At 63.3% G+C, this 25,893-nt stretch carries 24 protein-coding genes; 11 read left to right on the top strand and 13 right to left on the bottom strand.

Annotated elements, in window-relative coordinates:
• Genes purF through folC form a run of 4 tightly spaced genes read right to left on the bottom strand, consistent with a single transcriptional unit; the run spans position 1 to position 4,186 of the window.
• Positions 1-1,518, bottom strand: coding sequence for an amidophosphoribosyltransferase (gene purF, locus AAG813_RS00730; protein ID WP_341910774.1), 1,518 nt, complete (start codon positions 1,516-1,518; stop codon positions 1-3).
• 28 nt (positions 1,519-1,546) lie between these two features.
• Positions 1,547-2,029: a CvpA family protein gene (locus tag AAG813_RS00735; protein WP_341910776.1), complete on the bottom strand. Its 483-nt coding sequence runs from the start codon at positions 2,027-2,029 to the stop codon at positions 1,547-1,549.
• 11 nt (positions 2,030-2,040) lie between these two features.
• On the bottom strand, positions 2,041-2,838 hold the full coding sequence (locus tag AAG813_RS00740; RefSeq protein ID WP_341910778.1) for an SPOR domain-containing protein: 798 nt from the start codon (positions 2,836-2,838) through the stop codon (positions 2,041-2,043).
• Positions 2,839-2,860: 22 nt separating this feature from the next.
• A complete protein-coding gene (folC, locus tag AAG813_RS00745) occupies positions 2,861-4,186 on the bottom strand; it encodes a bifunctional tetrahydrofolate synthase/dihydrofolate synthase (RefSeq protein WP_341910780.1) in 1,326 nt (441 codons plus the stop codon).
• A 159-nt stretch (positions 4,187-4,345) separates the two neighbouring features.
• Between folC and AAG813_RS00750 the strand changes: the two genes are divergently transcribed.
• Both AAG813_RS00750 and AAG813_RS00755 read left to right on the top strand, forming a co-directional pair.
• Entirely contained in the window at positions 4,346-4,690 is a 345-nt protein-coding gene (locus tag AAG813_RS00750) for an ArsC family reductase (protein WP_341910782.1), read from the top strand.
• A gap of 140 nt (positions 4,691-4,830) precedes the next feature.
• Positions 4,831-5,562, top strand: coding sequence for a glycine zipper 2TM domain-containing protein (locus tag AAG813_RS00755; RefSeq protein WP_341910784.1), 732 nt, complete (start codon positions 4,831-4,833; stop codon positions 5,560-5,562).
• Between the two features lie 76 nt (positions 5,563-5,638).
• Here the strand turns inward: AAG813_RS00755 and AAG813_RS00760 are convergent, their stop codons facing one another.
• On the bottom strand, positions 5,639-6,418 hold the full coding sequence (locus AAG813_RS00760; RefSeq protein WP_341910786.1) for an anti-sigma factor: 780 nt from the start codon (positions 6,416-6,418) through the stop codon (positions 5,639-5,641).
• An 87-nt stretch (positions 6,419-6,505) separates the two neighbouring features.
• Entirely contained in the window at positions 6,506-7,081 is a 576-nt protein-coding gene (locus tag AAG813_RS00765; RefSeq protein ID WP_341910789.1) for a sigma-70 family RNA polymerase sigma factor, read from the bottom strand.
• A 172-nt stretch (positions 7,082-7,253) separates the two neighbouring features.
• On the opposite strand from AAG813_RS00765, the gene AAG813_RS00770 reads away from it, so the two are divergent.
• Positions 7,254-7,571, top strand: coding sequence for a pyrimidine/purine nucleoside phosphorylase (locus AAG813_RS00770; RefSeq protein ID WP_341910791.1), 318 nt, complete (start codon positions 7,254-7,256; stop codon positions 7,569-7,571).
• Positions 7,572-7,639: 68 nt separating this feature from the next.
• Positions 7,640-8,971: an argininosuccinate synthase gene (argG, locus tag AAG813_RS00775; protein WP_341910792.1), complete on the top strand. Its 1,332-nt coding sequence runs from the start codon at positions 7,640-7,642 to the stop codon at positions 8,969-8,971.
• A 62-nt stretch (positions 8,972-9,033) separates the two neighbouring features.
• Here the strand turns inward: argG and AAG813_RS00780 are convergent, their stop codons facing one another.
• The 3 genes from AAG813_RS00780 to murB all read right to left on the bottom strand — a co-directional run bounded on the left by AAG813_RS00780 (position 9,034) and on the right by murB (position 12,414).
• A complete protein-coding gene (locus AAG813_RS00780) occupies positions 9,034-9,879 on the bottom strand; it encodes a restriction endonuclease (RefSeq protein ID WP_341910795.1) in 846 nt (281 codons plus the stop codon).
• A gap of 26 nt (positions 9,880-9,905) precedes the next feature.
• Positions 9,906-11,060: a Fic family protein gene (locus AAG813_RS00785; protein ID WP_341910797.1), complete on the bottom strand. Its 1,155-nt coding sequence runs from the start codon at positions 11,058-11,060 to the stop codon at positions 9,906-9,908.
• Positions 11,061-11,352: 292 nt separating this feature from the next.
• Positions 11,353-12,414, bottom strand: a complete 1,062-nt coding sequence (gene murB / locus AAG813_RS00790) for a UDP-N-acetylmuramate dehydrogenase (RefSeq protein WP_341910799.1) — start codon at positions 12,412-12,414, stop codon at positions 11,353-11,355.
• Positions 12,415-12,470: 56 nt separating this feature from the next.
• On the opposite strand from murB, the gene AAG813_RS00795 reads away from it, so the two are divergent.
• Together AAG813_RS00795 and AAG813_RS00800 are read left to right on the top strand one after the other, a co-directional pair.
• Positions 12,471-12,956 (top strand): YajQ family cyclic di-GMP-binding protein, encoded by a 486-nt coding sequence (locus AAG813_RS00795; RefSeq protein ID WP_096663397.1) that lies wholly within the window; start codon positions 12,471-12,473, stop codon positions 12,954-12,956.
• A 182-nt stretch (positions 12,957-13,138) separates the two neighbouring features.
• Positions 13,139-13,801, top strand: a complete 663-nt coding sequence (locus tag AAG813_RS00800; protein ID WP_341910803.1) for a TIGR02281 family clan AA aspartic protease — start codon at positions 13,139-13,141, stop codon at positions 13,799-13,801.
• Between the two features lie 75 nt (positions 13,802-13,876).
• On the opposite strand, the gene plsY is transcribed toward AAG813_RS00800, so the two are convergent.
• From plsY to AAG813_RS00815, 3 genes are all read right to left on the bottom strand, one after another.
• Positions 13,877-14,509 (bottom strand): glycerol-3-phosphate 1-O-acyltransferase PlsY, encoded by a 633-nt coding sequence (gene plsY / locus AAG813_RS00805; RefSeq protein ID WP_341910805.1) that lies wholly within the window; start codon positions 14,507-14,509, stop codon positions 13,877-13,879.
• 28 nt (positions 14,510-14,537) lie between these two features.
• The gene (locus AAG813_RS00810) at positions 14,538-15,029 is read right to left on the bottom strand and encodes an aminoacyl-tRNA deacylase (RefSeq protein WP_341910807.1); all 492 of its coding nucleotides are present in this window, start codon (positions 15,027-15,029) and stop codon (positions 14,538-14,540) included.
• Positions 15,030-15,132: 103 nt separating this feature from the next.
• A complete protein-coding gene (locus AAG813_RS00815) occupies positions 15,133-16,197 on the bottom strand; it encodes an aldo/keto reductase (RefSeq protein ID WP_341910810.1) in 1,065 nt (354 codons plus the stop codon).
• 204 nt (positions 16,198-16,401) lie between these two features.
• On the opposite strand from AAG813_RS00815, the gene AAG813_RS00820 reads away from it, so the two are divergent.
• Positions 16,402-17,061 (top strand): OmpA family protein, encoded by a 660-nt coding sequence (locus AAG813_RS00820; protein WP_341910812.1) that lies wholly within the window; start codon positions 16,402-16,404, stop codon positions 17,059-17,061.
• Positions 17,062-17,195: 134 nt separating this feature from the next.
• Positions 17,196-18,329: a sensor histidine kinase gene (locus tag AAG813_RS00825; RefSeq protein WP_341910815.1), complete on the top strand. Its 1,134-nt coding sequence runs from the start codon at positions 17,196-17,198 to the stop codon at positions 18,327-18,329.
• A gap of 276 nt (positions 18,330-18,605) precedes the next feature.
• Here the strand turns inward: AAG813_RS00825 and AAG813_RS00830 are convergent, their stop codons facing one another.
• Positions 18,606-20,432: an AMP-binding protein gene (locus AAG813_RS00830; protein ID WP_341911083.1), complete on the bottom strand. Its 1,827-nt coding sequence runs from the start codon at positions 20,430-20,432 to the stop codon at positions 18,606-18,608.
• 59 nt (positions 20,433-20,491) lie between these two features.
• Here AAG813_RS00830 and AAG813_RS00835 point away from each other — a divergent pair, with 59 nt between their 5' ends.
• The 3 genes from AAG813_RS00835 (at position 20,492) to AAG813_RS00845 (ending at position 25,886) form a co-directional block, all read left to right on the top strand.
• Positions 20,492-21,406 (top strand): alpha/beta hydrolase, encoded by a 915-nt coding sequence (locus AAG813_RS00835; protein WP_341910816.1) that lies wholly within the window; start codon positions 20,492-20,494, stop codon positions 21,404-21,406.
• A gap of 121 nt (positions 21,407-21,527) precedes the next feature.
• Positions 21,528-25,004, top strand: a complete 3,477-nt coding sequence (locus tag AAG813_RS00840) for a response regulator (RefSeq protein ID WP_341910818.1) — start codon at positions 21,528-21,530, stop codon at positions 25,002-25,004.
• Positions 25,005-25,886: a protein-glutamate O-methyltransferase CheR gene (locus tag AAG813_RS00845; RefSeq protein ID WP_341910820.1), complete on the top strand. Its 882-nt coding sequence runs from the start codon at positions 25,005-25,007 to the stop codon at positions 25,884-25,886. It abuts the gene before it with no gap.
• The last annotated feature ends 7 nt before the right edge of the window (positions 25,887-25,893 follow it).

The raw sequence follows: 25,893 nt of genomic DNA on the forward strand, positions 1-25,893 counted from the left end.
TCAGGCCTCCTGCGGATTGGGCAGCGCCAGGCGCGAAACATCGACATCGCCTTCTTCGCTGCTGTCCACGCGCTGCGCGTTCATTTTGGCGATGCTCTCGGGCGTGATGTCGCCGGTGATGTAGACGCCGTCGAAACACGAGGCATCAAAGCCGTCGAGCTTGCCGTTGAGCGAACCGATGGCGCGTTTCATGCCTTCGACGTCCTGGTAGATCAGCGCATCACAACCGATGGCGACGCGGATTTCCTCGACCGTGCGGTCATGCGCAACCAGCTCGGCCGCGGTCGGCATGTCGATGCCGTAGACGTTGGGATAACGCACGGGCGGCGCGGCGCTGGCCAGGTAAACTTTTTTGGCGCCAGCGTCACGCGCCATCTGCACGATCTCTCGGGAGGTGGTGCCGCGCACAATGGAGTCATCGACCAGCAACACGTTGCGGCCCTTGAACTCGCTGGCGATCACATTGAGCTTTTGCCGCACGGATTTCTTGCGCACGCCCTGGCCCGGCATGATGAAGGTGCGGCCCACATAACGGTTCTTCACAAAACCTTCGCGGTAGGGAATGCCGAGCAGGTGCGCGAGCTGCGTCGCGCTCGGGCGGCTGGACTCGGGGATCGGGATGATCACGTCGATTTCGTTGGGCGGCACGGTGGATACCACGCGTTTGGCCAGCGTCTCGCCGAGGTTCAGGCGCGCCTGGTAGACCGAGATGCCGTCCAGCACCGAGTCAGGCCGCGCCAGGTAGACGAATTCAAAAATGCAGGGCATCAGTTGCGGATGCTCGGCACACTGCTCGGCGTGGACTTTGCCTTCCATGTCCACAAACACCGCCTCGCCCGGCGCAATGTCGCGCTCGAACTGGTGCGCCGTGCCCTCGAGGGCCACCGACTCGCTGGCCACCATGACGGTGTTGCCGCTGTCGTTCTGGCCGTGGCCCAAACACAGCGGGCGAATGCCGAAGGGGTCGCGAAAAGCCAGCAGGCCGTGGCCGGCAATCAGCGCTACCACGGCATAGGAACCCTTGATGCGTTTGTGCACGCCGCGCACGGCCGCAAACACGTCGGCGGGCGTGAGCGGCAGGCCGCGCGTGGTTTTTTCGAGTTCGTGCGCCAGCACGTTGAGCAGCACTTCGGAGTCGCTGTCGGTGTTGATGTGGCGGTGGTCGGTGGTAAACAGTTCCGCCTTGAGTTCGGCAGCGTTGGTCAGGTTGCCGTTGTGCGACAGCACCAGGCCAAACGGCGCGTTGACGTAAAACGGCTGCGCCTCGTCTTCGCTGAAGGCGTTGCCGGCCGTCGGGTAACGCACCTGGCCCAGGCCCACGTTGCCCGGCAGCGCGCGCATGTTGCGCGTACGAAAGACGTCGCGCACCATGCCTTTGGCCTTGTGCATGAAGAACTTGCGTCCCTGCTGCGTGACAATCCCGGCCGCATCCTGACCGCGGTGCTGCAGCAGAAGCAGCCCGTCGTAAATCAGCTGGTTCACCGGGGCGTTACTGACAACACCAACTATTCCGCACATACATTTCCGTTCATCAATTCGCCAATCATTAGAGGTACTTTGCAAACTGTTCGGGCAACACCGGCTTCAGGCCCTGGACCGCCGCGGTCAGCACGCCGGCACCCACGGACTCCTGCCACCAGGCGCTGGCCTTGAAGGCGGTCATGTTGACAACTACCGTGACCGCCAGCAGCAGGATCACCCCGCGCACCAGGCCAAAGGCCGCCCCCAGGGTGCGGTCCACTGGACGCAGGCCGATCGCCTCCACCAGCTTCTTGATCAGCACCGCCAACAGGCCCGCCAGAAACACGGACACAATGAAAATCAGTACAAAGGCCGCGGCGTAACGCACTGGATCAGAGACGCTCTGCAACGGCAGCATGGTCGCCACTTCCGGCGCAAACCATTGCGCGATGTAAAACGACAGCGCCCAGCCGAGGACGGAGAGGATCTCGTACACCAGCCCCCGCCACGCGCCGATGATCAGCGACACCACCAATACCCCCAGAAAAGCCAGGTCAGCAACCGCCACAGGTCAGCTGCTTACAAAGTCAGGACAGCAGCCGGCAAATCAAGGCTTTTGATCTTGCTGGCGGCCTTGTCAGCATCGGCCTTGCTGGCAAAAGGCCCGACCCGCACGCGAATGCGCTTGCCGTCCTTGGTGTCAGCCACCTGGGTGTAGGTCTTGAGCCCCGCCCTTTCCAGTTTCTGGCGCACTTCCCGGGCCTTGTCGGCATCGGCGAAAGCGCCAACCTGCACCACCAGCCGGCCTTCCGCCTCGGCCGGCGCGGCCTTGGTGGCGGGCGCCGCGGCAGGCACCTTGCCGTCGAGCAGGGCCTTGGCACGGGCGCCCTCGTCGCCGGCAGGCGCCGTTGGCGTTTTGGCCGCGACCTTGGGCTCTGGTTTGGGTTCTGGCTTCAGATCCGGTTTCGGCTCGGGTTTTGCTTCTTTTTTGATAGCATCCTGCGCAGATTCAGCGGGCGCCTCGGCCTTTTTCTCCGTGATGATTTCTTCGCGCGGCGAGAGGCTGGACGGCGTGGCGACCTTGTCGCTGACGACCGGCGCAGCGCTGGCTGCAGCGGCGGGTGCGGTGGCCGGCGCCGGCATCACCAGCGGCTTGACGCCACTCTTGGCAGGAATCTCGATCGGAATATCGACAGCGACCGGGCGCGGCTGGGTGTCGAACAACAGGGGAAAACCGATCACCCCAGCCAGCACCAGCACCACCGCACCGATCAGGCGGTGCTTGGCACGTTTGCGCATCACTTCCACGCTCTCGGTCTGGGCGGCAGACCCGGCTGCAGCAGAGGGTTGGCCCCGGCGAAAGTTGAAAAACGGCATGGCGATGACGGTATCCGTTACGTTAGGTATCGGTTGATGAAGCGTGGCGCTCAGGGGCAGCGTGCGGAGCGAAAAGACGCGGCAGGCCGTCCTTCAAAACACCTCCCACCGTATAGAACGATCCGAAGATCACAATTCTATCAGCGGGGTCTGCGGCGGCGACGGCGGCCTGCAGGGCCTGCACCGGGTCGGCATGGACGCTGGCACGGGCATCCTGGCGGGTGTTCAGCGCCTGCCACGTGGCCAGCAAATCGTCGGCCCTGGCGGCGCGGGCGGTCGGCAGATCGGTGAAATACCAGCGGTCCACCAGGGGCCCCACCCGCTTGAGCATCTGCGCCAGATCCTTGTCGGCCATGGCGCCGAACACGCCGTGGGTACAGGGGTAAAACCCCATGGCGTCGAGGTTCTCGGTGAGCGCCGCCACCGCGTGCGGGTTGTGCGCCACATCCAGCACCAGCGTCGGCTGGCCGGAAATGATCTGGAAGCGCCCTGGCAACTCCACCATGCCCAGCCCGTTGCGCACCGCCTGCGCGGTCACCGGCAGGCGGTCGCGCAGGGCGGTAAGTGCGGCCAGCACGCCCGAGGCATTGACCAGCTGGTTGGCGCCACGCAGCGCCGGATAGGCCAGGCCCGCATAACGACGACCGCGGCCGGCCCAGGCCCACTGCTGCTTGTCGCCGGAGAAGTTGAAGTCATGGCCCAGACGCCACAGGTCAGCACCCACTTCGGCGGCGTGGTCCAGCACGCTTTGCGGCGGCACCGGGTCGCCCACGACCGCGGGCTTGCCGGCGCGCATGATGCCGGCTTTTTCAAGACCGATGCTTTCCCTGTCCTTGCCCAGCAGTTCGGTGTGGTCGATGTCGATGCTCGTGATCAATGCGCAGTCGGCATCAATGATATTGACCGAGTCGAGCCGCCCGCCGACCCCGACTTCGAGGATCACCACGTCCAGGCCGGACGCAGCCATCAGGCTGAAGATGGCGAGCATGGTGAACTCGAAATAGGTCAGCGAAATGTCGCCACGCAGCGCCTCGACCCGCTCGAAATGCGGCAGTAGCTGGTCGGCGCTGGCCATCTCGCCGCGCAGGCGGCAGCGCTCTTCAAAATGCACCAGGTGCGGCGAGGTGTAGACGCCGGTACGGTAGCCGGCCTGCCCCAGGATGGCCTCGAGCATGGCGCAGCTCGACCCCTTGCCGTTGGTGCCGGCCACGGTGATGACCGGGCAGTCGAAACGCAAGGCCATGCGTTCGGCGACGTTGCGCACACGGTCCAGTCCGAGGTCAATGGCGCGGGGATGCAGGCGCTCGCAGTGTGCGAGCCAGTCGTCGAGGGTGGTGGGCTTGTCCATGGAAGCGGTATTGTCGCCGCTGCCGCGCCGCGTCCGTTGCTGCCGCGGCCCCATCCGTACGCCGGATGGGGTTGTATAGCTATCAAATCAATAGCTGTCAGCGCCCGCTCCATAAGGGGTCAAGGCCAATTTGATGTCAAACCATGCGAAAATGCGCGCATGATTACTGTTTACGGCATCCCCAACTGCGACACCGTCAAAAAAGCCCGCGCCTGGCTGGCCGCGCACGGTGTGGCCCACACGTTTCATGACTTCAAAAAACAGGGCGTGCCGGCAGACCGGCTCACCGCCTGGCAGCAAGCGGTGGGCTGGGAAAAACTCGTCAACCGTCAGGGCACGACCTGGCGCAAGCTGGACCCGCAACTGCAGGCCGCCACGGTGGACGCGGCCAGCGCCCGGGCCCTGATGCTGGCGCAGCCCAGCGTCATCAAGCGGCCGGTGGTGGACTGGGGCCCGCAGGTCACGGTCGGTTTTGACGAAAAAAGCTGGTCGGAAAGGCTTTGAAACGGCCGGGTCCCGGGCCAGCTTTACAGGGCTTTACTGAACTTGTGTGCACCAAATCCACTCTGAATCATTAAACTGGTAGACTTTATTTTGGCTCCCCGGGCGGGCCTCTTCCAGCCGGCTGAAAAGGGATTTGAATCATGAAGAAAACACTTGTTTTATCCGCTGTCGCCGCAGCCTCCGGGCTGTTTGCCGTCAACGCCTCGGCCATGGACATCCTGGCGCGCGTGATCTCCAGCACCCCGGTGGTCCAGCAGGTCAGCGTGCCGCGCCAGGTCTGCTCCGTCCAGCCCATGGTCACCGAAGCTCCGCCCTCGGGCGCCGGCGCCGTGATGGGCGCCCTGGCCGGCGGCGCGATGGGCAATGCCATCGGTGATGGCGGCGGCCGTGCCCTGGCGACCATGATCGGCCTGGTCGGCGGCGCCATGGTCGGCAACAACATCGAAGGCAACCGCAGCCAGGTGCAGAACGTGCAGCAATGCGGCACCCAGATGTCCTACGAAAACCGCACCACGCACTACAACGTGGTCTACGAATACGCCGACAAGCAGCACACCGTGCAGATGCCCAACGACCCCGGCCTGTATGTGCGGCTGCAGGTCACGCCGGTCGGCGCGATGCCCGCGCCACAGGCCGGTGTCCAGCCAGGTTATGCCCAGCCAGCCCAGCCGGTGTACGCGCAGCCCGTGTATTCGCAGCCCGTCTATGCCCAACCTGTTTATGCCCAACCGGTGTATTCGCAGCCGGTCTATGTGCAGCCGGCGGTAGTGGCCTACCCCGGCTATTACCCGCGGCCCTACTACCCACCGGTGGGCGTGTCGCTCAATTTCGGTTACAGCCGCGGCGGCTACGGACACCGCCACTGGCGCTAAGCCGGTCAAACAAAAAAAGGGGCTTTTTAGCCCCTTTTTTGTTGCCGGCCGCTGAAGCCCGAGGCGCTTTCCGGCTCTACAGCGTGGTCTGGAGCAGCGCACCCTTGAACAGCACCGGCCCGCTCGGCCCACTGCCGGCCGGAACGCCGCCCTTGGGCTCCAGGCTGATGGCCAGCGCCGGCACCTGATTGACCTCGCCGCTGCGCGCGGGAAGGCGAACCACGGTTCCGTCACCCAGCACCCCCAGCGACTTGGGACCGCCCGAGGGGGGCAGCGCCCACAGCTGCAGGGACTTGTCGGGCGCGGGGTGGAACTGGCCCACGTGTTTGAGTTGCAGCAGGCTGTGTTTGGGGTCGTAGGTCACCAGCACCGAGGGCGCCGCCTTGTCATCCGCCAGAACGGCAACGTACTGGATTTCAGGCGTGGCCGCGAGCTTGGCACTCAACTCCCGGACCTGACCATTGAGCTGGGTGTTCAGGTTCACGCCCACCACCACGGCAGCCACGGCAGCCATGGCACCGGCGGCTGAAGCCCCGCGCCACAAGCCCAGGCTGGCCCACCAGCCCGCGCTGACGCGGCCCGCAGGCGCCTGCCGCGCGGCCTGCATGGCCCGGGCCTGCTTGTCCGCCTGGATGAGGTTTTCAATCCGCTTCCAGACCGCCGGGCTGGGCGCCTCCTGCGCCTGCAGTTCGGTAACCGACGCCATGCGCCCTTGCCAGATCAGCGCGGCGGCGCGCACCGAGGCATGGGTGCGAGCCAGTTCCTCGAACCGGCGCCGTGCACCGCCACGCAAGGTGCCCAGCGCATAACTGGCCGCCAGCTGATCGATCAGCGCGGGATTGCGGGTCAGGTTCATACGCCACCTTCTTCAGAAGTTTCCCGCCGCAACGCAGCGGGAACAAACAGAGCAAACAGATCAAACAAATCAAACATCGGTTTCATCTCAGGCAAACCGGGCCATGCAGCCGCGCAACTGCTCCAGGCCGCGGCGTATCCAGGTCTTCACGGTGCCCAGCGGCAGCTTGAGCTGCTCGGCCAGCTCGCCGTGGCTCAAGTCGCGCAGGTAGGCCAGGCTCACCACCTCGCGCTGCTTGTTTCCCAACTGGCTCAGGCACTGGTGCAGGGCCCAGGCCTGCTCGCCCGCGAGCGCGGTGTCCATCGGGTTGGCGGAGTCGCCTTCCAGCGTGTCGGACAGCACATCGTCAAGCTCTTGCACCGCATCGGCCCGGTCGGAGTTGCGGCGCCGCAGGAAGTCCAGCCCCCGGCTGCGCACGATCAGGCAGAGCCAGGCCATGGGCGGCGACAGCGTCGCCTTGTAGTCGCCTGCAATGCGCCAGATGTTGATGAAGGCTTCCTGCAGCACGTCCTCGGCCCAGCTTCGGTTGCTGACCACACGCACCGCCACGCCATACAGCTTGGAAGAGGTCAGTTCATACAGCTCCCTGAGCGCCGATTCATCGGCCAGTGCCACGCGGTCAATGAGCGCGATCAATTGGGTATCCGGGCTTTCTGCTTTCATGGACCTGATTGTCCTGCATTCGTGATACGCCTGAAATGGCCGATCGGATTCAGGGCCCTCACCCCGTCAAGACCAGCCCGCCGCGTGCCGGCGGCCCGGGTGACCTAAAATCAGGGGCTTTGCATCCCCAGCCCGGCAGCCGGATGTTTCCCCCGCCCACCTTCACACGACCATGACTACAGAAAAAATCGACAACATCAGCGTCACCACCCAGGCCAATGTCTATTTCGACGGCAAGTGTGTCAGCCATGGCATCACCTTCCCCGATGGCACCAAAAAATCCGTCGGCGTGGTGCTGCCCTCGACGCTGACCTTCAAGACCGGTGCGCCCGAGATCATGGAATGTGTGGCTGGCGCCTGCGAGTACAAACTCGCCGGCAGCGACGCCTGGGTGAAGTCCGTCGCGGGTGAAAAATTCAGCGTGCCGGGCAACTCGTCCTTCGACATCCGTGTCGGCGAGGCCTATCACTACATCTGCCACTTCGGTTGATCCGCAGGCGATTTACTCTTAATTTCATAGCAGCCTGCGATTAATCCACAAGGGCTAGAGGCCACTACATGTCCAACACCATCCTGCAAAACATTCCCGCCGGCCAAAAGGTCGGCATCGCCTTCTCCGGGGGCCTCGACACGAGCGCCGCGCTCTTGTGGATGAAACAGAAGGGCGCCCTGCCCTACGCCTACACCGCCAACCTGGGCCAGCCTGACGAGGCCGACTACGACGAGATCCCGCGCAAGGCCATGGAATACGGCGCCATCAAGGCGCGCCTGATTGATTGCCGCCCGCAACTGGCTGCTGAAGGCCTGGCCGCGCTGCAGGCCGGCGCCTTCCACATCACCACCGCGGGTTCCACCTACTTCAACACCACGCCGCTGGGCCGCGCCGTGACCGGCACCATGCTGGTCAGCGCCATGAAGGAAGACGACGTGAACATCTGGGGTGACGGCTCCACCTTCAAGGGCAACGACATCGAGCGCTTTTACCGCTACGGCCTGCTCACCAACCCCGCGCTGAAGATCTACAAGCCCTGGCTGGACCAGCAGTTCATCGACGAGCTGGGCGGCCGCTCCGAGATGAGCGCCTTCATGACCGCCAACGGCTTTGGCTACAAGATGAGCGCCGAAAAAGCCTACAGCACCGACAGCAACATGCTGGGCGCGACGCACGAAGCCAAAGACCTGGAAAACCTCAACAGCGGCATCAAGATCGTCAACCCCATCATGGGCGTGCCCTTCTGGAAAGACGACTGCGTCGTCAAGGCCGAAGAAGTGAGCGTGACCTTTGAAGAAGGCCGTCCCGTCGCACTCAACGGCGTGCACTACCCCGACCTGGTCAGCCTGATCCTCAAGGCCAATGAAATCGGCGGCCGCCACGGCCTGGGCATGAGCGACCAGATCGAAAACCGCATCATCGAAGCGAAAAGCCGCGGCATCTACGAAGCCCCGGGCCTCGCGCTGCTGTTCATCGCCTACGAGCGCCTGGTCACCGGCATCCACAACGAAGACACCATCGAGCAGTACCGCGACAGCGGGCGCAAGCTGGGCCGCCTGCTGTACCAAGGCCGCTGGTTCGACAGCCAGGCCATCATGCTGCGCGAAACCGCCCAACGCTGGATCGCCAGCGCCATCACCGGCACCGTCACGCTGGAACTGCGCCGTGGCAACGACTATTCGCTGCTGAATACCGAATCGCCCAACCTGACTTACGCGCCTGAGCGTTTGAGCATGGAAAAAGTGGAAGACGCGCCGTTCAGCCCGCTGGACCGCATTGGGCAACTGACCATGCGCAATCTGGACATCACCGACACCCGCGCCAAGCTAGGCATTTACTCCAATGCCGGGATGCTGGAGCTCGGCAAGGGGGATGATTTCCTGAAGCTGGGAAAGTAGCCTGTACCTTCCTTTGAGATTAAAAAGCCCGCAGATGCGGGCTTTTTAGTTTTTCGAGGTGGCTAAACGTTCTGAAAATACGCCTCATCAATAAAAACTTCTTCAACAACGCGCTCCTTGATCTGAACTCCAATTCGCAACTCTTTTAGTTTTTCCACCAGCGCCTCACCGTCGATCAGATCGATTGGCGGTGCACCGTCTCGTTGCGCCTCAGTCCTCGCATCTTTAGTGAACGTACCTGTTGTGATTAGCAAGCCTTTGTCAGCGCGACCAACCATCGCCCCTCGAAAATCTCGAACGACAGGGGAAGAAACGCTACCTTGGTATCTCTTGCATTGAAAAATCACATGAAAAGATAGGAGTCCACCAATCCGGACAACGCCTTTCCCATCTATCCCTCCATCATTTGTTTTCCCAGTCACTTCAACTTGAATGAATCCTGACTCCCGAAGGAGACGCTGGCACAAGCGTTCAAATGCATCCGGTTGCATTGCTTTTATGACCGCCAGCAGCTTGTCTTCCCAATCAATATCTTTGAGTTCATCTGAGACATCGACATGGTCAACCTCACTGCCACCGCTCACCGTATCTCGGTCTAGGGATTGAACAAATTTCTTGACTATGTCTTTACTCAACGTCTGATGTTTTTGCCCTTCACTCGTTAGAGCCCAAACACCTCTAGATGAATCGTCGAGAACCCCGTAACGCTTCAAGTAGTTTCTGGCCCAAGCCAATCTATAGCTGAGCTTGGTGCGATTGCCTCGGTGGATTTCCGAGACCTCGGCATCCGTCAATTTCAGAATCGTTGCGACCTCATCCTCTTGTTCAGCAACAGAAGCTGATCCACCCAAGTTTCGAACTGCCTGTAGCAGTGGATTGAAAAGATCGTCATATTTTGGGATTGGCATAGGTTTTTAACTCCCCCTCGAATTTCTTATTCAGCCAGCAGCGCAATGTACGCCGTGTAACTGTAGCTGCGGTTTTTCTTCTGCCCGGTTAGCTCGGTGACGATGCCCAAATCTTCCAGCACCTTGACCGCCGCCGTGGCGGTGGGGAAGCTGGTGGCCAGCCTCTGGCGCACTTGGTCGATGGTGAAGCGCGGCATCATGGGCAGCATTTCAAACAAACGGTAGCTGCTGGGTCCGGCTTTGGGCGCAGCCAGCAAACTGCGGCGGTCGGTAGCCAGCAATGTGGCGATGGTCACAATGTTGCGCTCGGCATCGTGGGCCGCCGTGGCCACGCCCTCCAGGAAAAAAGTCACCCAGCCTTCCCAGTCGCCTTCAGTGCGCACGCTGGACAGGCGGCGGTAATACTCGGCCTGGTGTTGCTTCAGGTAGCCGCTGAGGTACATCAGCGGCTCGGGCAGCAAGCCCCAATGCTCCAGCAGCGCGGCAATCAACAGGCGCCCGATGCGGCCGTTGCCATCCAGAAAGGGGTGAATCGTCTCGAACTGCAGATGGACCAGTGCCGTTTTCACAAGCGGCGGCAGGGGTTGCGAGCCATTGTCCTGGTCGTGGACGAAGCGCTCCAAGTCTGCCAGCAAGGCAGGCACCCGCTCAGGCGGTGGCGGCACAAACACCGCATTGCCAGGCCGTGTGCCACCAATCCAGTTTTGCGAACGGCGCAACTCGCCCGGTTGTTTGCCGTTGCCCCGCGCGCCATCCAGCAACAGCCGATGGGCATCGCACAGCAAGCGCACGCTCAAGGGCAAGCCAGCCGGGTCACGCAGTTGCGACTGCACCAGCCGGAAGGCGCGCAGGTAGTTGGTGACCTCTTCCACGTCGTCGGTGTTGCTGACCGCAAAACCCGCTTCTTCGTCAAACAAATCTGCGAGCGTGGCCTGGGTGCCTTCAATCTGCGAGGTCAGCAGCGCCTCTTTGCGAATGGCGCTGTAGAGCAGCCAGTCCACCGACGGCACCAACCCGGCAACGCCTGACAACCGGGCAAGCGCTAGCTCGGCCGCACGGTTGGCCTCCACGAAGGACTCGGGCGCCAGCGCTGGCTTGGCGGGCGGCAGTGCGTGCGGCACAAACGCCTGCACGGACTCGCCCGAGGTGGTAGAGGTGGCGTAGGTGCCGGTGCTGCGCATGGTGTGAAAGAGTTCTTTAATTTGACGAAATCACATTAAACCAATCTTTAATATGAAACGCAAGCATGAAAGCAAGCTTGAACAGAGCGCAGATGCCCGGAAAAAAAATTCAGCTTCCCCCACCCCACGTGCAACGCCGGCCCAGCCGCTTTGGCTTGACCGGGCATAAAACCGGCCAAAAAACCGTTCTCGAGGCGCCGAAACCCTTATTTCAGGTCAAAAGTGCTCGAAGCACCGTCCAACGGGCGCAAGCAGCTATGAATATAGTAGCAAGTGCAGGCCAGCAAACCCGCTAGACCACCACCGGTTCCGGCTCCAGCAGGATGCCGAAACGTTCATACACGCTGGTCTGGATGGCTTTGGCCAGGGTCATGACCTCGCCGCCGGTCACCGGGTTGGTACTGCCGCCGCGGTTGACCAGCACCAGGGCCTGACGGTCGTACACGCCGGCGTTGCCGATGCTCTTGCCTTTCCAGCCGCAGGCGTCGATCAGCCAGCCGGCGGCGAGTTTGACCGAGCCGTCGTCCAGGTGGTAGTGGACGATCTTGGGCTCGCGCTGGATGATGTCGGCGCACTGCTCGGGCGTCACGGTCGGATTCTTGAAGAAGCTGCCGGCATTGCCGATGACCTTGGGATCCGGCAGCTTGGCCTTGCGGATCTCGCAGATCCACTCATAAATCTGCAGCGCATCGGGCTGGGTGATCGCGGACTGCGCCATCTTTTTCTCGATGTCGGCATAACCCAGCACCGGCTTCCAGGCTTTGGGCAGTGCAAAACGCACGTGCGTGATCAGGGCCTTGCCGGCCAGCCCCAGGCCGGGGCGCCCGTTCGGGCCGGTGCTGCTGTGTTTGAAGACCGAATCGCGGTAGCCAAACGCGCATTGCGCCGCGTTCAACGTGAAGCTCTGGCCGGTGCCCAGATCGATGGCGTCCAGCGAGTCGAAACGGTCCTGCAGCTCCACGCCGTAGGCACCGATGTTCTGCACCGGCGAGCCGCCCACGGTGCCGGGGATCATGGCGAGGTTTTCCAGGCCCGGGTAACCGTTGTGCAGGGACCAGGCCACCACCTCGTGCCAGTTCTCGCCGGCGCCCGCCTCGACGATCCAGGCTTTTGCGGTTTCTCCGACCAGCTTCCTGCCCATGATCTCCACCTTGAGCACGACGGGTTTGACGTCGCCGGTGATGACAATGTTGCTGCCGCCGCCCAGCACGAACTTGGGGGCCGCCTGCAGAACCGGATCGGCCAGCACGGCGGCCACGTCCTCTTCGCTGGCAATACGCACCAGCGTGAGGGCCTTGGCCATGATGCCAAAGGTATTGGAAAACTGGAGGGGAACGTTTTTCTCGACTAACATCGCAGGATTGTCGCACCCCGACAACCCTGCAACGTAACCCCGGAAGCCGGAACACCATGCCCTCTTTTGACACCGTTCTCGAAGCCGATCTGGTCAAGGTCAAAAACTCGGTCGAAAACACTGCCAAGGAAATCGGCACACGTTTCGACTTCAAGGGCACGGCAGCAGCCATCGAGCTCAAGGAGAAGGAAATCACGCTGATCGGCGACAGCGACTTCCAGATCGATCAGATCACCGACATCCTGCGCAACAAGGCCACCAAAAGCGGCGTGGACGTTCGCTTTTTCGACGCCGGCAAGGTCGAGAAAATCGGCGGCGACAAGGTCAAGCAGGTCATCAAGGTGCGCAACGGCATCGAGGCCGAGCAGGCAAAAAAAATCTCGCAACTGATCAAGGGCAGCAAGGTCAAGGTGCAGGCCTCCATCCAGGGCGACGCGGTGCGGGTCACCGGCAAGAACCGCGACGACCTGCAGGAAGCGATGGCCATGATCAAGGCGGACCTGCCCGACATGCCGCTGAGCTTCAACAACTTCAGGGATTAGACGTGGCCCCCACGCTCCCCACTGCGTGTGGTTCGCGAGGCCTTGCAGGCCGCCGCTCGCCAGAGGCTTCGCTTCTGTCGCCTGTCCAAAGCTGCTCAAGCAGCTTTGGAGCCGCAGGCTCCAGCCCCTCGGGGGCGCTGCGCCTGCGGCCCGGCGAAGCCGGTTCCGCGGCCCCGGCTGGCATGGGATGGGGACGCCTCACACTCTTGCTCATCGCGCTGGCGGCCTTTAGCAGCATGGCGCAGGCCCAGAGCGTCGCACTGGCCGGCATGCTGGGCAGCAAGGCGTTGCTGATCGTTAATGGCGGTGCCCCGAAATCGGTGGCGCCCGGGGAATCCCACCAGGGGGTGAAGGTGGTTTCCACGACCGGCGACCAGGCCGTGCTTGACCTCTCGGGCAAGCGCCACACCGTGCGTGTCGGCGATGCACCGGTCAGCGTCGGTGCGGGCGGTGGCACGGGCGGTGGCGCCGGCAAGGGCAGCCGCATCGTGCTGACAGCGGGCACCGGTGGCCATTTCTTCACCCCGGGCCAGATCAACGGTCGGGCGGTGCAGTTCATGGTGGACACCGGCGCAACCGGCGTGGCCATGAGCGCGGCCGATGCCGAGCGCGCCGGCATCAGCTACAAGAACGGGCAACCGGTGCAGATGAGCACCGCCAACGGCGTGACCCAGGGCTTTCGCGTCAAACTCGGCTCCGTGCGGGTCGGTGATGTCGAGGTCTACGACATCGACGCGGTGGTGTCACCCCAGCCCATGCCCTACATGCTGCTGGGCAACAGCTTTCTGACGCGCTTCCAGATGATCCGCGAAAACGACCAGATGACATTGGTCAAGCGCTTCTAGAATCAAAAAAAAGGCCGCAGCCCATGCTGCACAAGCGCCGGTAGCTATCTGATTGATAGCAAGCAACGGCCCGCCTCAGCCCTTCTTCTTCGCGCCCAGCTTCGACTCTGTTCCCTTGAGCAGCTTGTTGATGTTTTCCCGGTGCCGGAAAATCAGGAAGGCACTCATCGCCACAACGGCCAGCGCGATCATCTTGTCCACATACCAGAACGAACGGTCGCCGATCAGGTAATACCAGGGCGCAAAAATGGCGCAGGCAATGGCCGCCAGCGACGAATAACGCGAGAAGAAGGCCACGATGACCCAAGTGGCCAGTGTCGCCAGGCCCAGCACCCAGTGCACGCCAAACAGTACGCCGGCCGCCGTCGCCACCCCCTTGCCGCCCTGGAAGCCGAAAAACACCGGGTAAAGATGGCCGACGAAGGCCGCCAGGCCCACCGCGGCCAGCGTGCCTTCGCGCATGCCGTAGTCCCGGCCGAACCACATGACCAGCGCCATCGGCAACCAGCCCTTGAGGCCGTCGAGCAGCAGCGTGAGCGCAGCAGCGGCCTTGTTGCCCGAACGCAGCACATTGGTGGCGCCGGGGTTCTTGCTGCCGTAACTGCGCGGGTCGCTCAGGCCCATCAGGCGGCTGACGATGACCGCGAACGACAGCGAGCCGATCAGGTAGGCCGTCAGCACGGCCAGAGTGAAATAAACGTAGTCCATGGTATTCCCCGGTGTTGTTGTTCTGTCTTCAGTCAGCCAGCGCGCAGTGGACCGATTCTGCACCCAGCAGGTCCACGCACACCTGCGGCGCGATGCCCACCAGGTAACCGCGCCGGCCGCCGTTGATGGCGATTTTAGGCAAGGCCAGGATGCTTTCCTCGATATACACCGGCATCACCTTGCGCGTGCCGAACGGCGAGGTGCCGCCCACCAGGTAGCCACTGTGGCGGTTCGCCACCTCGGGCTGGCAGGGTTCGACCGACTTGGCGCCAATCTGGCGCGCCAGGTTTTTGGTCGACACCTTGCGGTTGCCGTGCATCAGCACCAGCAGCGGTTTGGCGTCCTGGTCCTGCATGACCAGGGTCTTCACCACGGTGAACGGATCGAACCCGAGCACCTCGGCGCTGTGCTGCGCGCCGCCGTGCTCGAGGTACTCGTACGGGTGCTCGGTGAATGTCACCCCGGCGGTCTTCAACATCTGCGTTGCCGGGGTCTCTGACACGTGGGCTTTTTTGCTCACTGCGGTGCTTCCGTTCAAGTGCCAGCGCGGAACCGGCTTTGCCGGGCCGCAGATGGCGCCCCCTTGGGGGAGGCGCCGAAGGCGCTTCGGGGGGAAACCATATTTACAGCGCGGGGTCGCGCAGCTCCCAGCGGATCGCGTCGATAGCGGCCAGCAACTCGGGTGAAAGTTGCGTGCCCCAGGCATCGAGGTCTTCGTCGAGCTGCGCCACCGAGGTCACCCCGATGATGGTGCTGGCCACCTGCCACTTGGAGTAGCAAAACGCCAGCGCCAGCTGCGTCGGCGTGAGGCCGTGTTCGCGCGCCAGTGCGTTGTAGCGGCGCGCGGCGGCCAGCGCTTCGGGCCGGCCCCAGCGCTGCTTGCGTACCGACTCGTATTTCGCGATGCGGGCGTCCCCGGGCGCCCCGGCGCCGGAGGTGCCACTGGTGTCGTACTTACCGGTCAGCAAGCCAAAACCCAGCGGCGAATAGGCCAGCAGCGACACGCCGAGCCGGTGCATGGTTTCGTCCAGCCCGTTTTCCACCGTGCGGTTGATCAGGCAGAACGGGTTCTGCACGGTCGCCACCTTGGGCAGGCCGTGCTGCTCCGCCAGCCGCACGAATTCATGCACGCCATAGGGGGTTTCGTTGGACAGGCCGATGGCCCGCACTTTGCCGGCTTTGACCAGGCCGCCCAGCGCTTCGAGTTGCTGGTGGATCGAGCTGACCGTCTTGTCCTTGGCCGGGTCGAAATACACCATGCCGAAGGCCGGCACATTGCGCGCCGGCCAGTGGATCTGGTACAGGTCGATGACATCGGTCTGCAGGCGCTTCAAGCTGTCGTGGCAGGCCTGCACGATGTCCTGCGGCGTCAGGTCGGGGCTGCCGTTGCGTATCCAGGGCATGCCGCGCGCCGGGCCGGCGACCTTGGTGGCCACCACGAGTTTTTCACGGGCTCCCGGTCGCCGGGCCAGCCAGTTGCCGATGATGGTTTCGGTGGCGCCGAAGGTTTCCGCGCGGGCCGGTACCGAATACATCTCCGCCGCGTCGAGAAAATTGACGCCGCGCTCCAGGGAACGGTCAAGAATCGAGTGAGCCGTGGCTTCGTCGACCTGTTCACCGAAAGTCATGGTGCCCAGGCAAATGGGGGTGACCTGCAGGTCGCTGCTGCCGAGTTGTATTTTGTTCATGAATCAGGGGTAGGAATTTCGCGATAAAGGGCGCAGCAGGTGGCTCGCCCGGGGACGAGTCCTAGTTTAAAGGTTCAACGCTGCTGTTGCAGGAGGGCACGAACTCGGGTGATTGGCTTACAAATTCCTGATTTTCGCCGCGCTACCATTGACTCACAAAAGCTTTAACGCTTGCGTCTGACAACAACTTCCCAGGAGCCTTCCATGAAACTCGTACTCACTTCCCTGACCTGCGCCGCCCTCTTTCTGAGCGGTTGCGCCAACATGAGCGAAACCCAGCAGGGCACGGCCAAAGGTGCCGGCATCGGCGCCGTCGCCGGTGCTGTGATCGGTGCCGCCACCGGTGGCTCCAAAGGCGCGGCCCAGGGCGCAGTGCTCGGTGGCGCTGTGGGTGCAGGCGGTGGTTACCTCTGGTCCAAGCGCATGCAGGACCAGAAAGCCGCCATGGAACAAGCCACCGCCGGCACCGGCGTGGCTGTGAGCCAGACCGCTGACAACCGCCTCAAGCTCGACATTCCTTCGGACATCTCGTTTGCCACGGGCCGCTCGGATGTGAGCACCACCTTCGCACCGATCCTGAACCAGTTTGCCACCAGCCTGAACCAGAACCCGGTGACCACGGTGACCATCATCGGCCACACCGACAGCACCGGCAGTGATGCCATCAACAACCCGCTGTCCATCGACCGCGCCAACAGCACGCGCAACTACCTGGTCGCGCGTGGCGTTGCAGGCAACCGCATCGCCACCGACGGCCGCGGTTCGCGCGAGCCGATCGCCGACAACAACACCAACGAAGGCCGTGCCAAAAACCGCCGCGTCGAGATCTATGTGGCCGAGCCTGTGCAGGCCACCGCACGCTAAGCAAGCCTCCAGTTGCAAAAACCCTCCGGTGGCCCGGAGGGTTTTTTTCATTCCAGGGTTCCTGAGCCAGCAGAAACCGGCAAGACGCACCTCGCCATGGCCTGAAGCCGTTCCAGCACCAGAGAAGTTCAATCATGCGACTTTCCAACTTTCTCCGATCCCACGCCGAAGAAATCCTCACCGCGTGGGACGAATTCGCCGCCACGGTGGTGCATGACGGAACCATGATGGACCAGAAAGCCTTGCGCGACCACGCGGGGGAAATCATCGCGGCCATTGCCAATGAGCTGGAGCAACCCGAAACCGATGCCGCCCGGGAAGAAAAATCCCGCGGCCAAGGCAAGCAGGCCCAGGGAGAGCTCGAGACAGCGGCCGAGACCCACGCCGACACGCGCATGGTCTCCGGCTTCGCCATCGATGCCATGATCACCGAGTACCGCGCGCTGCGGGCCAGCGTCGTCCGGCTCTGGCTCAAAGCAGGCGGCGGGCGGGATCACGACAACGACATGCGCGACCTGATCCGCTTCAATGAAGCCATGGACCAGGCGATTGCCGAATCCGTGGCGCGCTATACGGATCAGACCAAGAAATCAACCGACCTGTTCATCGGCATCCTCGGCCATGACATCCGCAACCCGCTCGGCACCATCTCCATGTCGGCGCAGTACCTGGTGCGCTCCGGCAAGCTGCCGGCCAGCGCAGCGGACACCATCATCAACAGCGTGGTCCGCATCAACAGCGTGATCGAACATGTGGTCGACTTCACGCGTGTGCAGTCGGAGGGCATGATGCCGATCAAGCCGGTGGCCGGCGACCTGGTCAACCAGTTCGTCAAGGTGCTGGCGGAGACCCGCGTGCGATATCCGCGCAGGCTGCTGAGCATGGAGAGTACCGGCAACTTCCACGGTTACTGGGACGAGGGCCGCATGGGGCAACTGCTGTCCAACCTGCTGGCCAATGCCCTGACCCATGGTGCGCCAGACCAGCCGGTCACGGTTCGCGTGTGGGAAAACGCAGAGGGCGTGGCTTTCTCGGTGCACAACCTGGGGACACCGATTCCGTTGAAAGAGCAGCAGCTGATCTTCAAGCCGCTGGTCCGCGGCATGGTCTCCGGCAAGGGCGAGCGACGGGAAGCCACAGGGCTGGGCCTGGGCCTGTTCATCTGCCAGGAAATCGTTCGCGCGCATGGCGGACACATCGCCTTGACGTCGGATGCCGCCAGCGGCACGACGTTTACCGTCACCCTACCCCGCACGCCGCCGGCCTGAATCGGGCTCACCCCTGTTGGCGCTCACTGCGTTTGGTGCAGTGTTGCACGCCCGCCGAAACATAAAACCGCGCCTTTTGTGCCATGGCGGCGTTGCAAATCCGCGCGATACCTCGGGTATCGCTGTGGTTTGCGCCTTGCCCTGACCCAAAATCCATCGCTATTATTTGTTCCGTCAGGCATGCAGCACTGCACCTGCGCCCTCTCCCCTTCCAGGGGACGGCGCCTGCGCCTGGCAAAGCCAGATCTGCGGCCCCTGCTGGTAAAGAAGGACTGCTCAGCCTGCCTGGCGAAAGCGTTCTTCTTCCTGGAGCCGCAGCACGCGCCGCTGCACCTTGCCGGTGGTGGTCATCGGCAGCGCATCGATGAACTCGATCTCCTTGGGGTATTCGTAGGGCGCCAGCAGGCCCTTGACGTGGGCCTGCAGCTCGGCCGTGAGTTTGAGGTCAAACTTGCCTTCAGCCCCCGCCTGTGCTGCGCGAGCAGCTACAAAATCAGGAGCAAGCACAATGAAAGCCTTGACCACAGCGCCGCGTTCACGGTCGGGCTTGGGCACCACCGCCGCATTGGCCACGGCCGGGTGCTTGACCAGGCAGTTCTCGATCTCGCCGGGGCCGATGCGGTAACCGGCGGCCTTGAACACGTCGTCGGCCCGGCCTTCGTACCAGAGGTAACCATCTTCGTCGCGGGTGGCCAGATCGCCAGTGCGGCACCAGTCGCCGCTGAACTTGGCCTTCGTGGCGGCCTCCTTTTTCCAGTAACCCAGAAAGAAGATCGGGTCCGGATCGCCGTGGATATCGAACCGGTTGACCGACACGTCGCCGGGCACACCGACCGGGCATTCATTGCCGTTGTCGTCGATCACCGCCACGCGGTGCCCCGGATAGGCCTTGCCCATGCTGCCGGGCCGGGCCGGCCACAGGGCCGAGCAGTTGCCGACCACGTAATTGATCTCGGTCTGGCCGAACATCTCGTTGACCAGCACACCAAGCTCGTCGCGGCAGTACGCAAACACTGCGTCGCCGACCGCTTCGCCCGCGCTCATCATGGCCTGCAGCTTGAGCTTGAACTGCCGGCGCGGGTGCGGGTAGGCCTTCATCATCGCTTTGAGCGCCGTCGGAAACAGAAAGGTATGCGTCACGCCCTGCTGCGCCATCAGCGTGAAGGCCAGCTCGGGGCTGAAGCGGCCGTTGAAGGCGACGATGGGCCGGCCGAAATACAGCGTGGGAAGCAAGGCGTCCATCAGCCCACCCGTCCACGCCCAGTCCGCCGGTGACCAGAAAACGCTTTGCGTTTCTGGCTCCGGCAGACTGGGCTTTGCCCCTTTTGTGCTCGCCCCCACCCCCGCCCTCCCCCGCGCGGGGGAGGGAGTTTTGGAATCGGGATACGGGTCAAAGCCAAACCAGTTCTGGCTGCAGACAAACCCCGGCAGATTACCGATCAGCGCGCGGTGCGCCAGCAAGGCGCCCTTGGGCGGGCCGGTCGTGCCGCTGGTGTAGATCAGGATGGCCGCTTCATCGGCTTTGGTTTTCACCGCGGTGAAGGCGCGCTGCTGCGCCGCCAGGGCGGGTTCGTAGTCCACGTCACCCTGGCCCGCCGCCGCACCGGCTGCGACAACCGTGCGCAGGGCCGGGCAGCGGCTGCGTATGGCGTTGACGCTGGTGATCGAGTTTTCGTCGCAGATGGCCAGCACCGCGTCGCTGTCCTGCAGGCGGTACTCCAGCGCCTCGGGGCCGAACAGCATGGACAGCGGCATGGCCACCGCGCCCATCTGGAACACCGCCATGTAGGCCACGGCGGTTTCGAAACGCTGCGGCATCACAATCGCCACCCGGTCGCCGCGCTGCACGCCCAGTTGCACCAGCACGTGGCTCAGTGCGTCGGCGGCCTGCTGCAGCTGGACATAGGTATAAAAAGTGGTCGCAGCCCCCGTCTGGTGGGCGCGGATAGCTACTCTTTTGGGAGCGCTTTTGCCGGCACTTTGGCCACTGCCCTCCGCCCAGCGCCGGCAGCAGACGTCGGCGATGTTGAAGTCGTCGTCCACCTGCCAGCGAAAGCTGCTGTGCAGGGCGGCGTAATGGTCGGGCTGCGGCGCGGCGGCCACCTCCCTGATGTCCCTGTCTTGACTGCGCTTCAAATCGGGTCTCCTTATGATGAGCACCAATGTACAAAGAAAACCGTCTTTCCCGCAGCGAGTATGTCCCTATACGCGGCATCAACTACCACGTGCTTCACTGGGGTGAGACCCAGAGCAGCCTGCCACCGCTGGTGCTGGTGCATGGCTGGATGGACGTGGCCGCGTCCTACCAGTTTGTCGTCGACGCCCTGTCCGACGCCTTTGCGCAAGGCCGGACCATTCTGGCGCCCGACTGGCGCGGTTACGGCCAGACCGGCACACTGGGTGCCGACAATTTCTGGTTCCCCGATTACCTCGCCGACCTCGATTTCCTGCTCGACCACTACGCGCCCGGCCAGCCGGTGGACCTGGTCGGCCACAGCATGGGCGGCAACGTCGCCATGCTTTACGCCGGCGTGCGGCCCGAACGCATCCGCAAACTGGTCAACCTCGAAGGCTTCGGCATGCCCGCGACCCGGCCCAGCCAGGCGCCCGGACGTTTTGCCAAATGGATGGACGAGCTCAAAAGCCTGCACCAGGGCGAGATGGCGCTCAAACCCTACAACGACGTGGACGGCGTGGCCCGGCGCCTGATGCGGACCAACCCCCGGTTGAGCCAGGAGAAGGCCGACTGGCTGGCCCGCCATTGGGCCGCGCCCGACGCCCAGGGCCAGTGGCGCATCCTGGGCGACGCGGCCCACAAGGTCACCAATGCCCAGCTCTACCGGGTCGACGAGGTGCTGGAGATTTACCGGCGCATCAGTGCGCCCACGCTGGCGGTCGAGGCTTCCGATGATTCGCTGGGCAAGTGGTGGGAAGGCAAATACACCCTGGCCGAGTACCACGAGCGCCTGCAGTCCGTCCCGCAGGTGCGCACCGCCGTCATTGTGGACGCCGGCCACATGCTGCATCACGACCAGCCAGAGCCGCTGGCCAGGCTGCTCGAAGACTTCCTTGGCTAACGCCCGCCGCGTCGGGGCCGGAAAAGCCCCGGAGGGTAAGGCTTAAGTTCGATAACGCACACAAGGAAAATCCACTTTGTAGGACAATGAAGTTTTATTGCGCCTGGCGCGTGGAAGACTCATGAACGCACCCAGCGCCATCCAGCAGGAAAACTTCCGCCGCATCCTGACGCGCAATGTCAGCCTGCCGGTGGGCGTCGGCGCCCTCAGTGCCGCCGTTTTTGTCGGCCTCATCTTTTATCTCCTGTCCGCCCTGGGCGGGGTCGAGCAGGCCGAGCGGGCCATCAGCAGCGCCAACCAGATCGCCAAGCTGGGCGCCGACATGGAAGCCAGCATGTACGGCTACCTGGTCACCGGTGAAGAACCCCTGCTCAAGCCCTTTGAAATCGGCAAGCCCCGCATCGCCGCGGAAACCGACACACTGGCCGGCTTGGTGCACAACAACCCCGACCAGGTCAGCCGGCTCAGGCGCATCGCCGCGCTGCAGACGCAGTGGAACGAGTTTGCGCAGGCGATTGTCAATCTGCGGCGCAAGGACCTCGACTACCAGGCGCCGGTACGCTCGGCCGGCGGGAAAAGCCTGACGGACGAAATCCGGCGCGAATTCTCGGAATTCATCAACATTGAAGAGCGCCTGCTGCAGGAGCGCAACACGCAAGCGCGCAGCAACACGGCCTGGGGCATGGCAGCCTACCTGCTGTTCAGCCTGGGGCTGAGTGGCCTGCTGGCGCTGCTCGGGCACCGCGAACTGCATCGTTTGTCGGAAACCTACGCCGACGCGGAGGACAAGCAAGCGGCCACGGCGCTGCTGCTGGGCCAGCAGCTCTGGCTGCGCACCGGCCAGCGGCAACTGGCCGAGCACACCCTGGGCCAGCACGCCATCGAGTCGCTGGGCCGCAGCGTGCTGGAGTTTCTGGCGCGTTACCTCGATGTGGCGGTGGCGGCCCTGTATGTCCGGCAGGAAGATGGACGGCTGCAACGTGTGGCCGCCTACGGCATGACGCATGACAGCAGCGAGGCCGGGCAGTCGCAGGATGCGGAAGGCCTGGTCAACCAGGCGGCCCTCGAAAACCGGGTGCTGCAGCTCGATGACCTGCCGGCCAGCTACCTCAAGGTCAGCTCCGGCCTGGGCCAGGGGTCGGCCCGCCATGTGCTGGTGGTTCCGGTGCACAACGACGGACTCGTCAACGGTGTGGTCGAACTCGGCTTCCTGCGGGAACTGGCTCCGCGCGACCTGGAATTCGTCACCCTGATTGCCGGCAACATCGGCAACTCCCTCCACGCGGCGCTTTACCGCCGGCGTCTGGAGGACGTGCTCGGACAGTCCCAGGAGCTCAATGAAGAGCTGCAGGTCCAGCAGGAAGAGCTGCGCACCACCAACGAGGAACTGGAAGAACAGTCGCGCGTGCTCAAGGAGTACCAGGTCACACTGGAAAACCAGCAGGCCGAACTCGAGCAGAACAACGAACAGCTGTCCGAAGTGGCCCTGTCGCTGGACCACAAGAATGCGGCACTCAACCAGGCCCAGACCCTGCTCGAGGAGCGCGCCACCGAATTGAGCCGGGCCAGCCGCTATAAATCAGAGTTCCTCGCCAACATGTCGCACGAGCTGCGCACGCCGCTGAACAGTTCGCTGATTCTTGCCAAGCTGCTGGCCGACAACTCCAAGGGCCACCTCGACCCGGAAGAGGTCCGGTTTGCACAGTCGATTTTTTCGGCCGGCAACGACCTGCTCAGCCTGATCAACGACATCCTCGACATTTCCAAGGTCGAAGCCGGCAAGCTGGAGCTGTCTCCCGAGGACATGGTCGTGGGCACGCTGGTGGATTCGCTGAAAGACACATTCGAGCCGCTGGCCGGGCAGAAAAACCTGGCCCTGACCATCCGCATCGAATCGGGCACGCCGGCGACGCTGAAAACCGATCGCCAGCGTGTCGAGCAGATCCTGAAAAACCTGCTTTCCAACGCCATCAAGTTCACCGATGCCGGCGAGGTCAGCCTGCGCGTCTCGCTGCAGCCGCAGGGCGTCATTGCCTTTTCCGTGCGCGACTCGGGCATCGGCATCCGCCCCGACCAGCAGCAACTGATTTTTGACGCCTTCCGCCAGGCCGACGGCACGACCAGCCGGCGTTATGGCGGCACCGGGTTGGGCCTGTCGATTTCACGCGACCTGACCACCCTGCTGGGCGGCTCCCTGTCGGTGGAAAGCAGCGAGGGTGGGGGCAGCACCTTCACCCTGCTGTTGCCCTGCGAATGGAGCCCAGCGCTGGCGCCACAGCCTGACATGAAACCAGCCCGGCGCAAGCCCGGCCGACTCCGCAACCCGGCGCCGGTGCTGGTGCCCGCCCCCCTGCCGGTACCCGTTCCCGCCGCGGCTTTTGCCGACGACAGGCATCTGGAGCGTGGCGACCGCCTGGTGCTGGTGATCGAGGATGACATTATTTTTGCGCAGATCCTCTACGACCTGGCGCGTGAGATGAATTACCACTGCCTGGTGGCCCACGGCGCCGAGGACGGTTACGCGCTGGCCATGCAGTTTGTGCCCGATGCCGTGCTGCTCGACATGGGCCTGCCGGACCGTCCGGGCATGTCCGTGTTGCAGCGGCTCAAGGAAGATTCAAGGACACGGCATATCCCCGTGCATGTGGTGTCCGGCGACGACCTCAGCGAGGAAGCCCTGCAGATGGGCGCCATTGGTTACGCGCTCAAGCCGACCACGCGCGAGCAGCTCAAGGACGTTTTCCAGAAGCTGAGCGACAAGCTGGCCCAGAAATTCAAGCGCGTGTTGCTGGTCGAGGGCGATGCGCTGCAGCGTGCCAGCGTCGTGCATCTGATTGGCGATGGCGACAGCGACGTCGAGATCACCGCGGTCGCGACGGGCGGTGAGGCGCTCGGGCTGCTCGCCAGCACCGTGTTTGACTGCATGATCATGGACCTGAAGTTTCCCGACATGCTGGGCCACGAGCTGCTCGAGCGCATGTCGGCCGAGGGAATTTCTTCCTTCCCCCCGGTCATTGTCTATACCGCACGCGACATGACCCGCGAGGAAGAAGCCGAACTGCTGAAGTATTCACGCGCCATCATCATGAAGGGCGCTCGCTCACCCGAGCGGCTGCTCGATGAAGTCACCCTCTTCCTGCACAAGGTCGAGTCGGAGCTGTCGGCCGATCGGCAGATCATGCTCAAAAGCCTGCGCAGCCGGGACACCGCCTTTGATGGCCGCACAATTCTGGTGGTGGACGACGACGCACGAAACATCTTTGCCCTGACCAGCGCGCTGGAACAAAAGGGCATGCGGGTCGAGATCGGCCGCAACGGCTTCGAGGCGATCAGCAAGCTCGACGAGATCGCCGGCATCGACCTGGTGCTGATGGACATCATGATGCCGGGCATGGACGGGCTGGAGGCCACGCGCCGCATCCGCAAGGATGCACGCTTCAAGAAGCTCCCCATCATTGCCGTCACCGCCAAGGCCATGAAGGACGACCAGGAGCAATGCCTGAAGGCCGGCACCAGCGACTACCTGGCCAAGCCGATTGACCTGGACCGCCTCTTTTCCCTGCTTCGCGTGTGGATGCCAGCCAAGGACCGCAGCTGAATGCCCAAGAAACCTGAGATCCACTCGCCAGCACCCGGACGCGCCCCCGGCAGCGATCCCGCCGATGAGCATTCTGAAGCCGACCTGCACCTTTTGATGCAGGCCATTTACAGCCAGTACAGCTACGATTTTCGCGACTACGCGGGGGCATCGCAGAAAAGGCGGGTGATCAAGGCGCTCGCCCAGCTCGGCTACCCGACGATCCCGGCCCTGCAGGCGGCCGCCGAGCAGGACCCCGCCGTCTTCATGCAGCTGCTGCAGTACCTGACGATTCCCGTTAGCGAGATGTTTCGCGATCCCTCGTTCTTCCTGGCCCTGCGCCAGCAGGTCGTGCCCGTGCTGCGCACCTACCCCTCGCTGAAAATCTGGATCGCAGGCTGCAGCACCGGCGAGGAGGTCTATTCGCTGGCCATCCTGCTCAAGGAAGAAGGCCTGCTCGACCGCTCCCTGATTTATGCAACCGACATCAACCCGAAGTCGCTGGCCAAGGCGCGCCAGGGCATTTTTTCGCTGGCCAGCATCCAGGGCCACACCGCCAACTACCAGGCCGCCGGCGGCCAGCAGGCGTTTTCCGACTACTACACGGCCGCTTACGACGCCGCGGTTTTCGACAAGTCCCTGCGCGACAACGTCACCTTCGCCGACCACAGCCTGGCCACGGACAGCGTGTTTTCGGAAACCCAGCTGGTACTCTGCCGCAACGTGCTGATTTATTTCAACAAAAAGCTGCAGGACCGCGCGCTGGGCCTGTTTCACGAGTCGCTGAGCCACCGCGGCTTCATGGGCCTGGGCAGCAAGGAAAGCATCGACTTCTCGGCCCATGCCGGGCATTTTGAGTCGCTGGACCGGCCAGAGCGGATTTTCCGCAAGCTGGAGATTTGAGCGCTCT

The organism is Polaromonas sp. YR568, from assembly GCF_943371715.1.
GTDB lineage: Bacteria > Pseudomonadota > Gammaproteobacteria > Burkholderiales > Burkholderiaceae_C > Polaromonas.

What these genes read in the sequence shown, in the direction of transcription:
- purF (WP_341910774.1), bottom strand. Translation starts at nt 1,518, where the DNA reads ATGTGCGGAATAGTTGGTGTTGTCAGTAACGCCCCGGTGAACCAGCTG.
- AAG813_RS00740 (WP_341910778.1), bottom strand. Translation starts at nt 2,838, where the DNA reads ATGCCGTTTTTCAACTTTCGCCGGGGCCAACCCTCTGCTGCAGCCGGG.
- folC (WP_341910780.1), bottom strand. Translation starts at nt 4,186, where the DNA reads ATGGACAAGCCCACCACCCTCGACGACTGGCTCGCACACTGCGAGCGC.
- AAG813_RS00750 (WP_341910782.1), top strand. Translation starts at nt 4,346, where the DNA reads ATGATTACTGTTTACGGCATCCCCAACTGCGACACCGTCAAAAAAGCC.
- AAG813_RS00755 (WP_341910784.1), top strand. Translation starts at nt 4,831, where the DNA reads ATGAAGAAAACACTTGTTTTATCCGCTGTCGCCGCAGCCTCCGGGCTG.
- AAG813_RS00760 (WP_341910786.1), bottom strand. Translation starts at nt 6,418, where the DNA reads ATGAACCTGACCCGCAATCCCGCGCTGATCGATCAGCTGGCGGCCAGT.
- AAG813_RS00765 (WP_341910789.1), bottom strand. Translation starts at nt 7,081, where the DNA reads ATGAAAGCAGAAAGCCCGGATACCCAATTGATCGCGCTCATTGACCGC.
- AAG813_RS00770 (WP_341910791.1), top strand. Translation starts at nt 7,254, where the DNA reads ATGACTACAGAAAAAATCGACAACATCAGCGTCACCACCCAGGCCAAT.
- argG (WP_341910792.1), top strand. Translation starts at nt 7,640, where the DNA reads ATGTCCAACACCATCCTGCAAAACATTCCCGCCGGCCAAAAGGTCGGC.
- AAG813_RS00780 (WP_341910795.1), bottom strand. Translation starts at nt 9,879, where the DNA reads ATGCCAATCCCAAAATATGACGATCTTTTCAATCCACTGCTACAGGCA.
- AAG813_RS00785 (WP_341910797.1), bottom strand. Translation starts at nt 11,060, where the DNA reads ATGCGCAGCACCGGCACCTACGCCACCTCTACCACCTCGGGCGAGTCC.
- murB (WP_341910799.1), bottom strand. Translation starts at nt 12,414, where the DNA reads ATGTTAGTCGAGAAAAACGTTCCCCTCCAGTTTTCCAATACCTTTGGC.
- AAG813_RS00795 (WP_096663397.1), top strand. Translation starts at nt 12,471, where the DNA reads ATGCCCTCTTTTGACACCGTTCTCGAAGCCGATCTGGTCAAGGTCAAA.
- AAG813_RS00800 (WP_341910803.1), top strand. Translation starts at nt 13,139, where the DNA reads ATGGGATGGGGACGCCTCACACTCTTGCTCATCGCGCTGGCGGCCTTT.
- plsY (WP_341910805.1), bottom strand. Translation starts at nt 14,509, where the DNA reads ATGGACTACGTTTATTTCACTCTGGCCGTGCTGACGGCCTACCTGATC.
- AAG813_RS00815 (WP_341910810.1), bottom strand. Translation starts at nt 16,197, where the DNA reads ATGAACAAAATACAACTCGGCAGCAGCGACCTGCAGGTCACCCCCATT.
- AAG813_RS00820 (WP_341910812.1), top strand. Translation starts at nt 16,402, where the DNA reads ATGAAACTCGTACTCACTTCCCTGACCTGCGCCGCCCTCTTTCTGAGC.
- AAG813_RS00825 (WP_341910815.1), top strand. Translation starts at nt 17,196, where the DNA reads ATGCGACTTTCCAACTTTCTCCGATCCCACGCCGAAGAAATCCTCACC.
- AAG813_RS00835 (WP_341910816.1), top strand. Translation starts at nt 20,492, where the DNA reads ATGTACAAAGAAAACCGTCTTTCCCGCAGCGAGTATGTCCCTATACGC.
- AAG813_RS00840 (WP_341910818.1), top strand. Translation starts at nt 21,528, where the DNA reads ATGAACGCACCCAGCGCCATCCAGCAGGAAAACTTCCGCCGCATCCTG.
- AAG813_RS00845 (WP_341910820.1), top strand. Translation starts at nt 25,005, where the DNA reads ATGCCCAAGAAACCTGAGATCCACTCGCCAGCACCCGGACGCGCCCCC.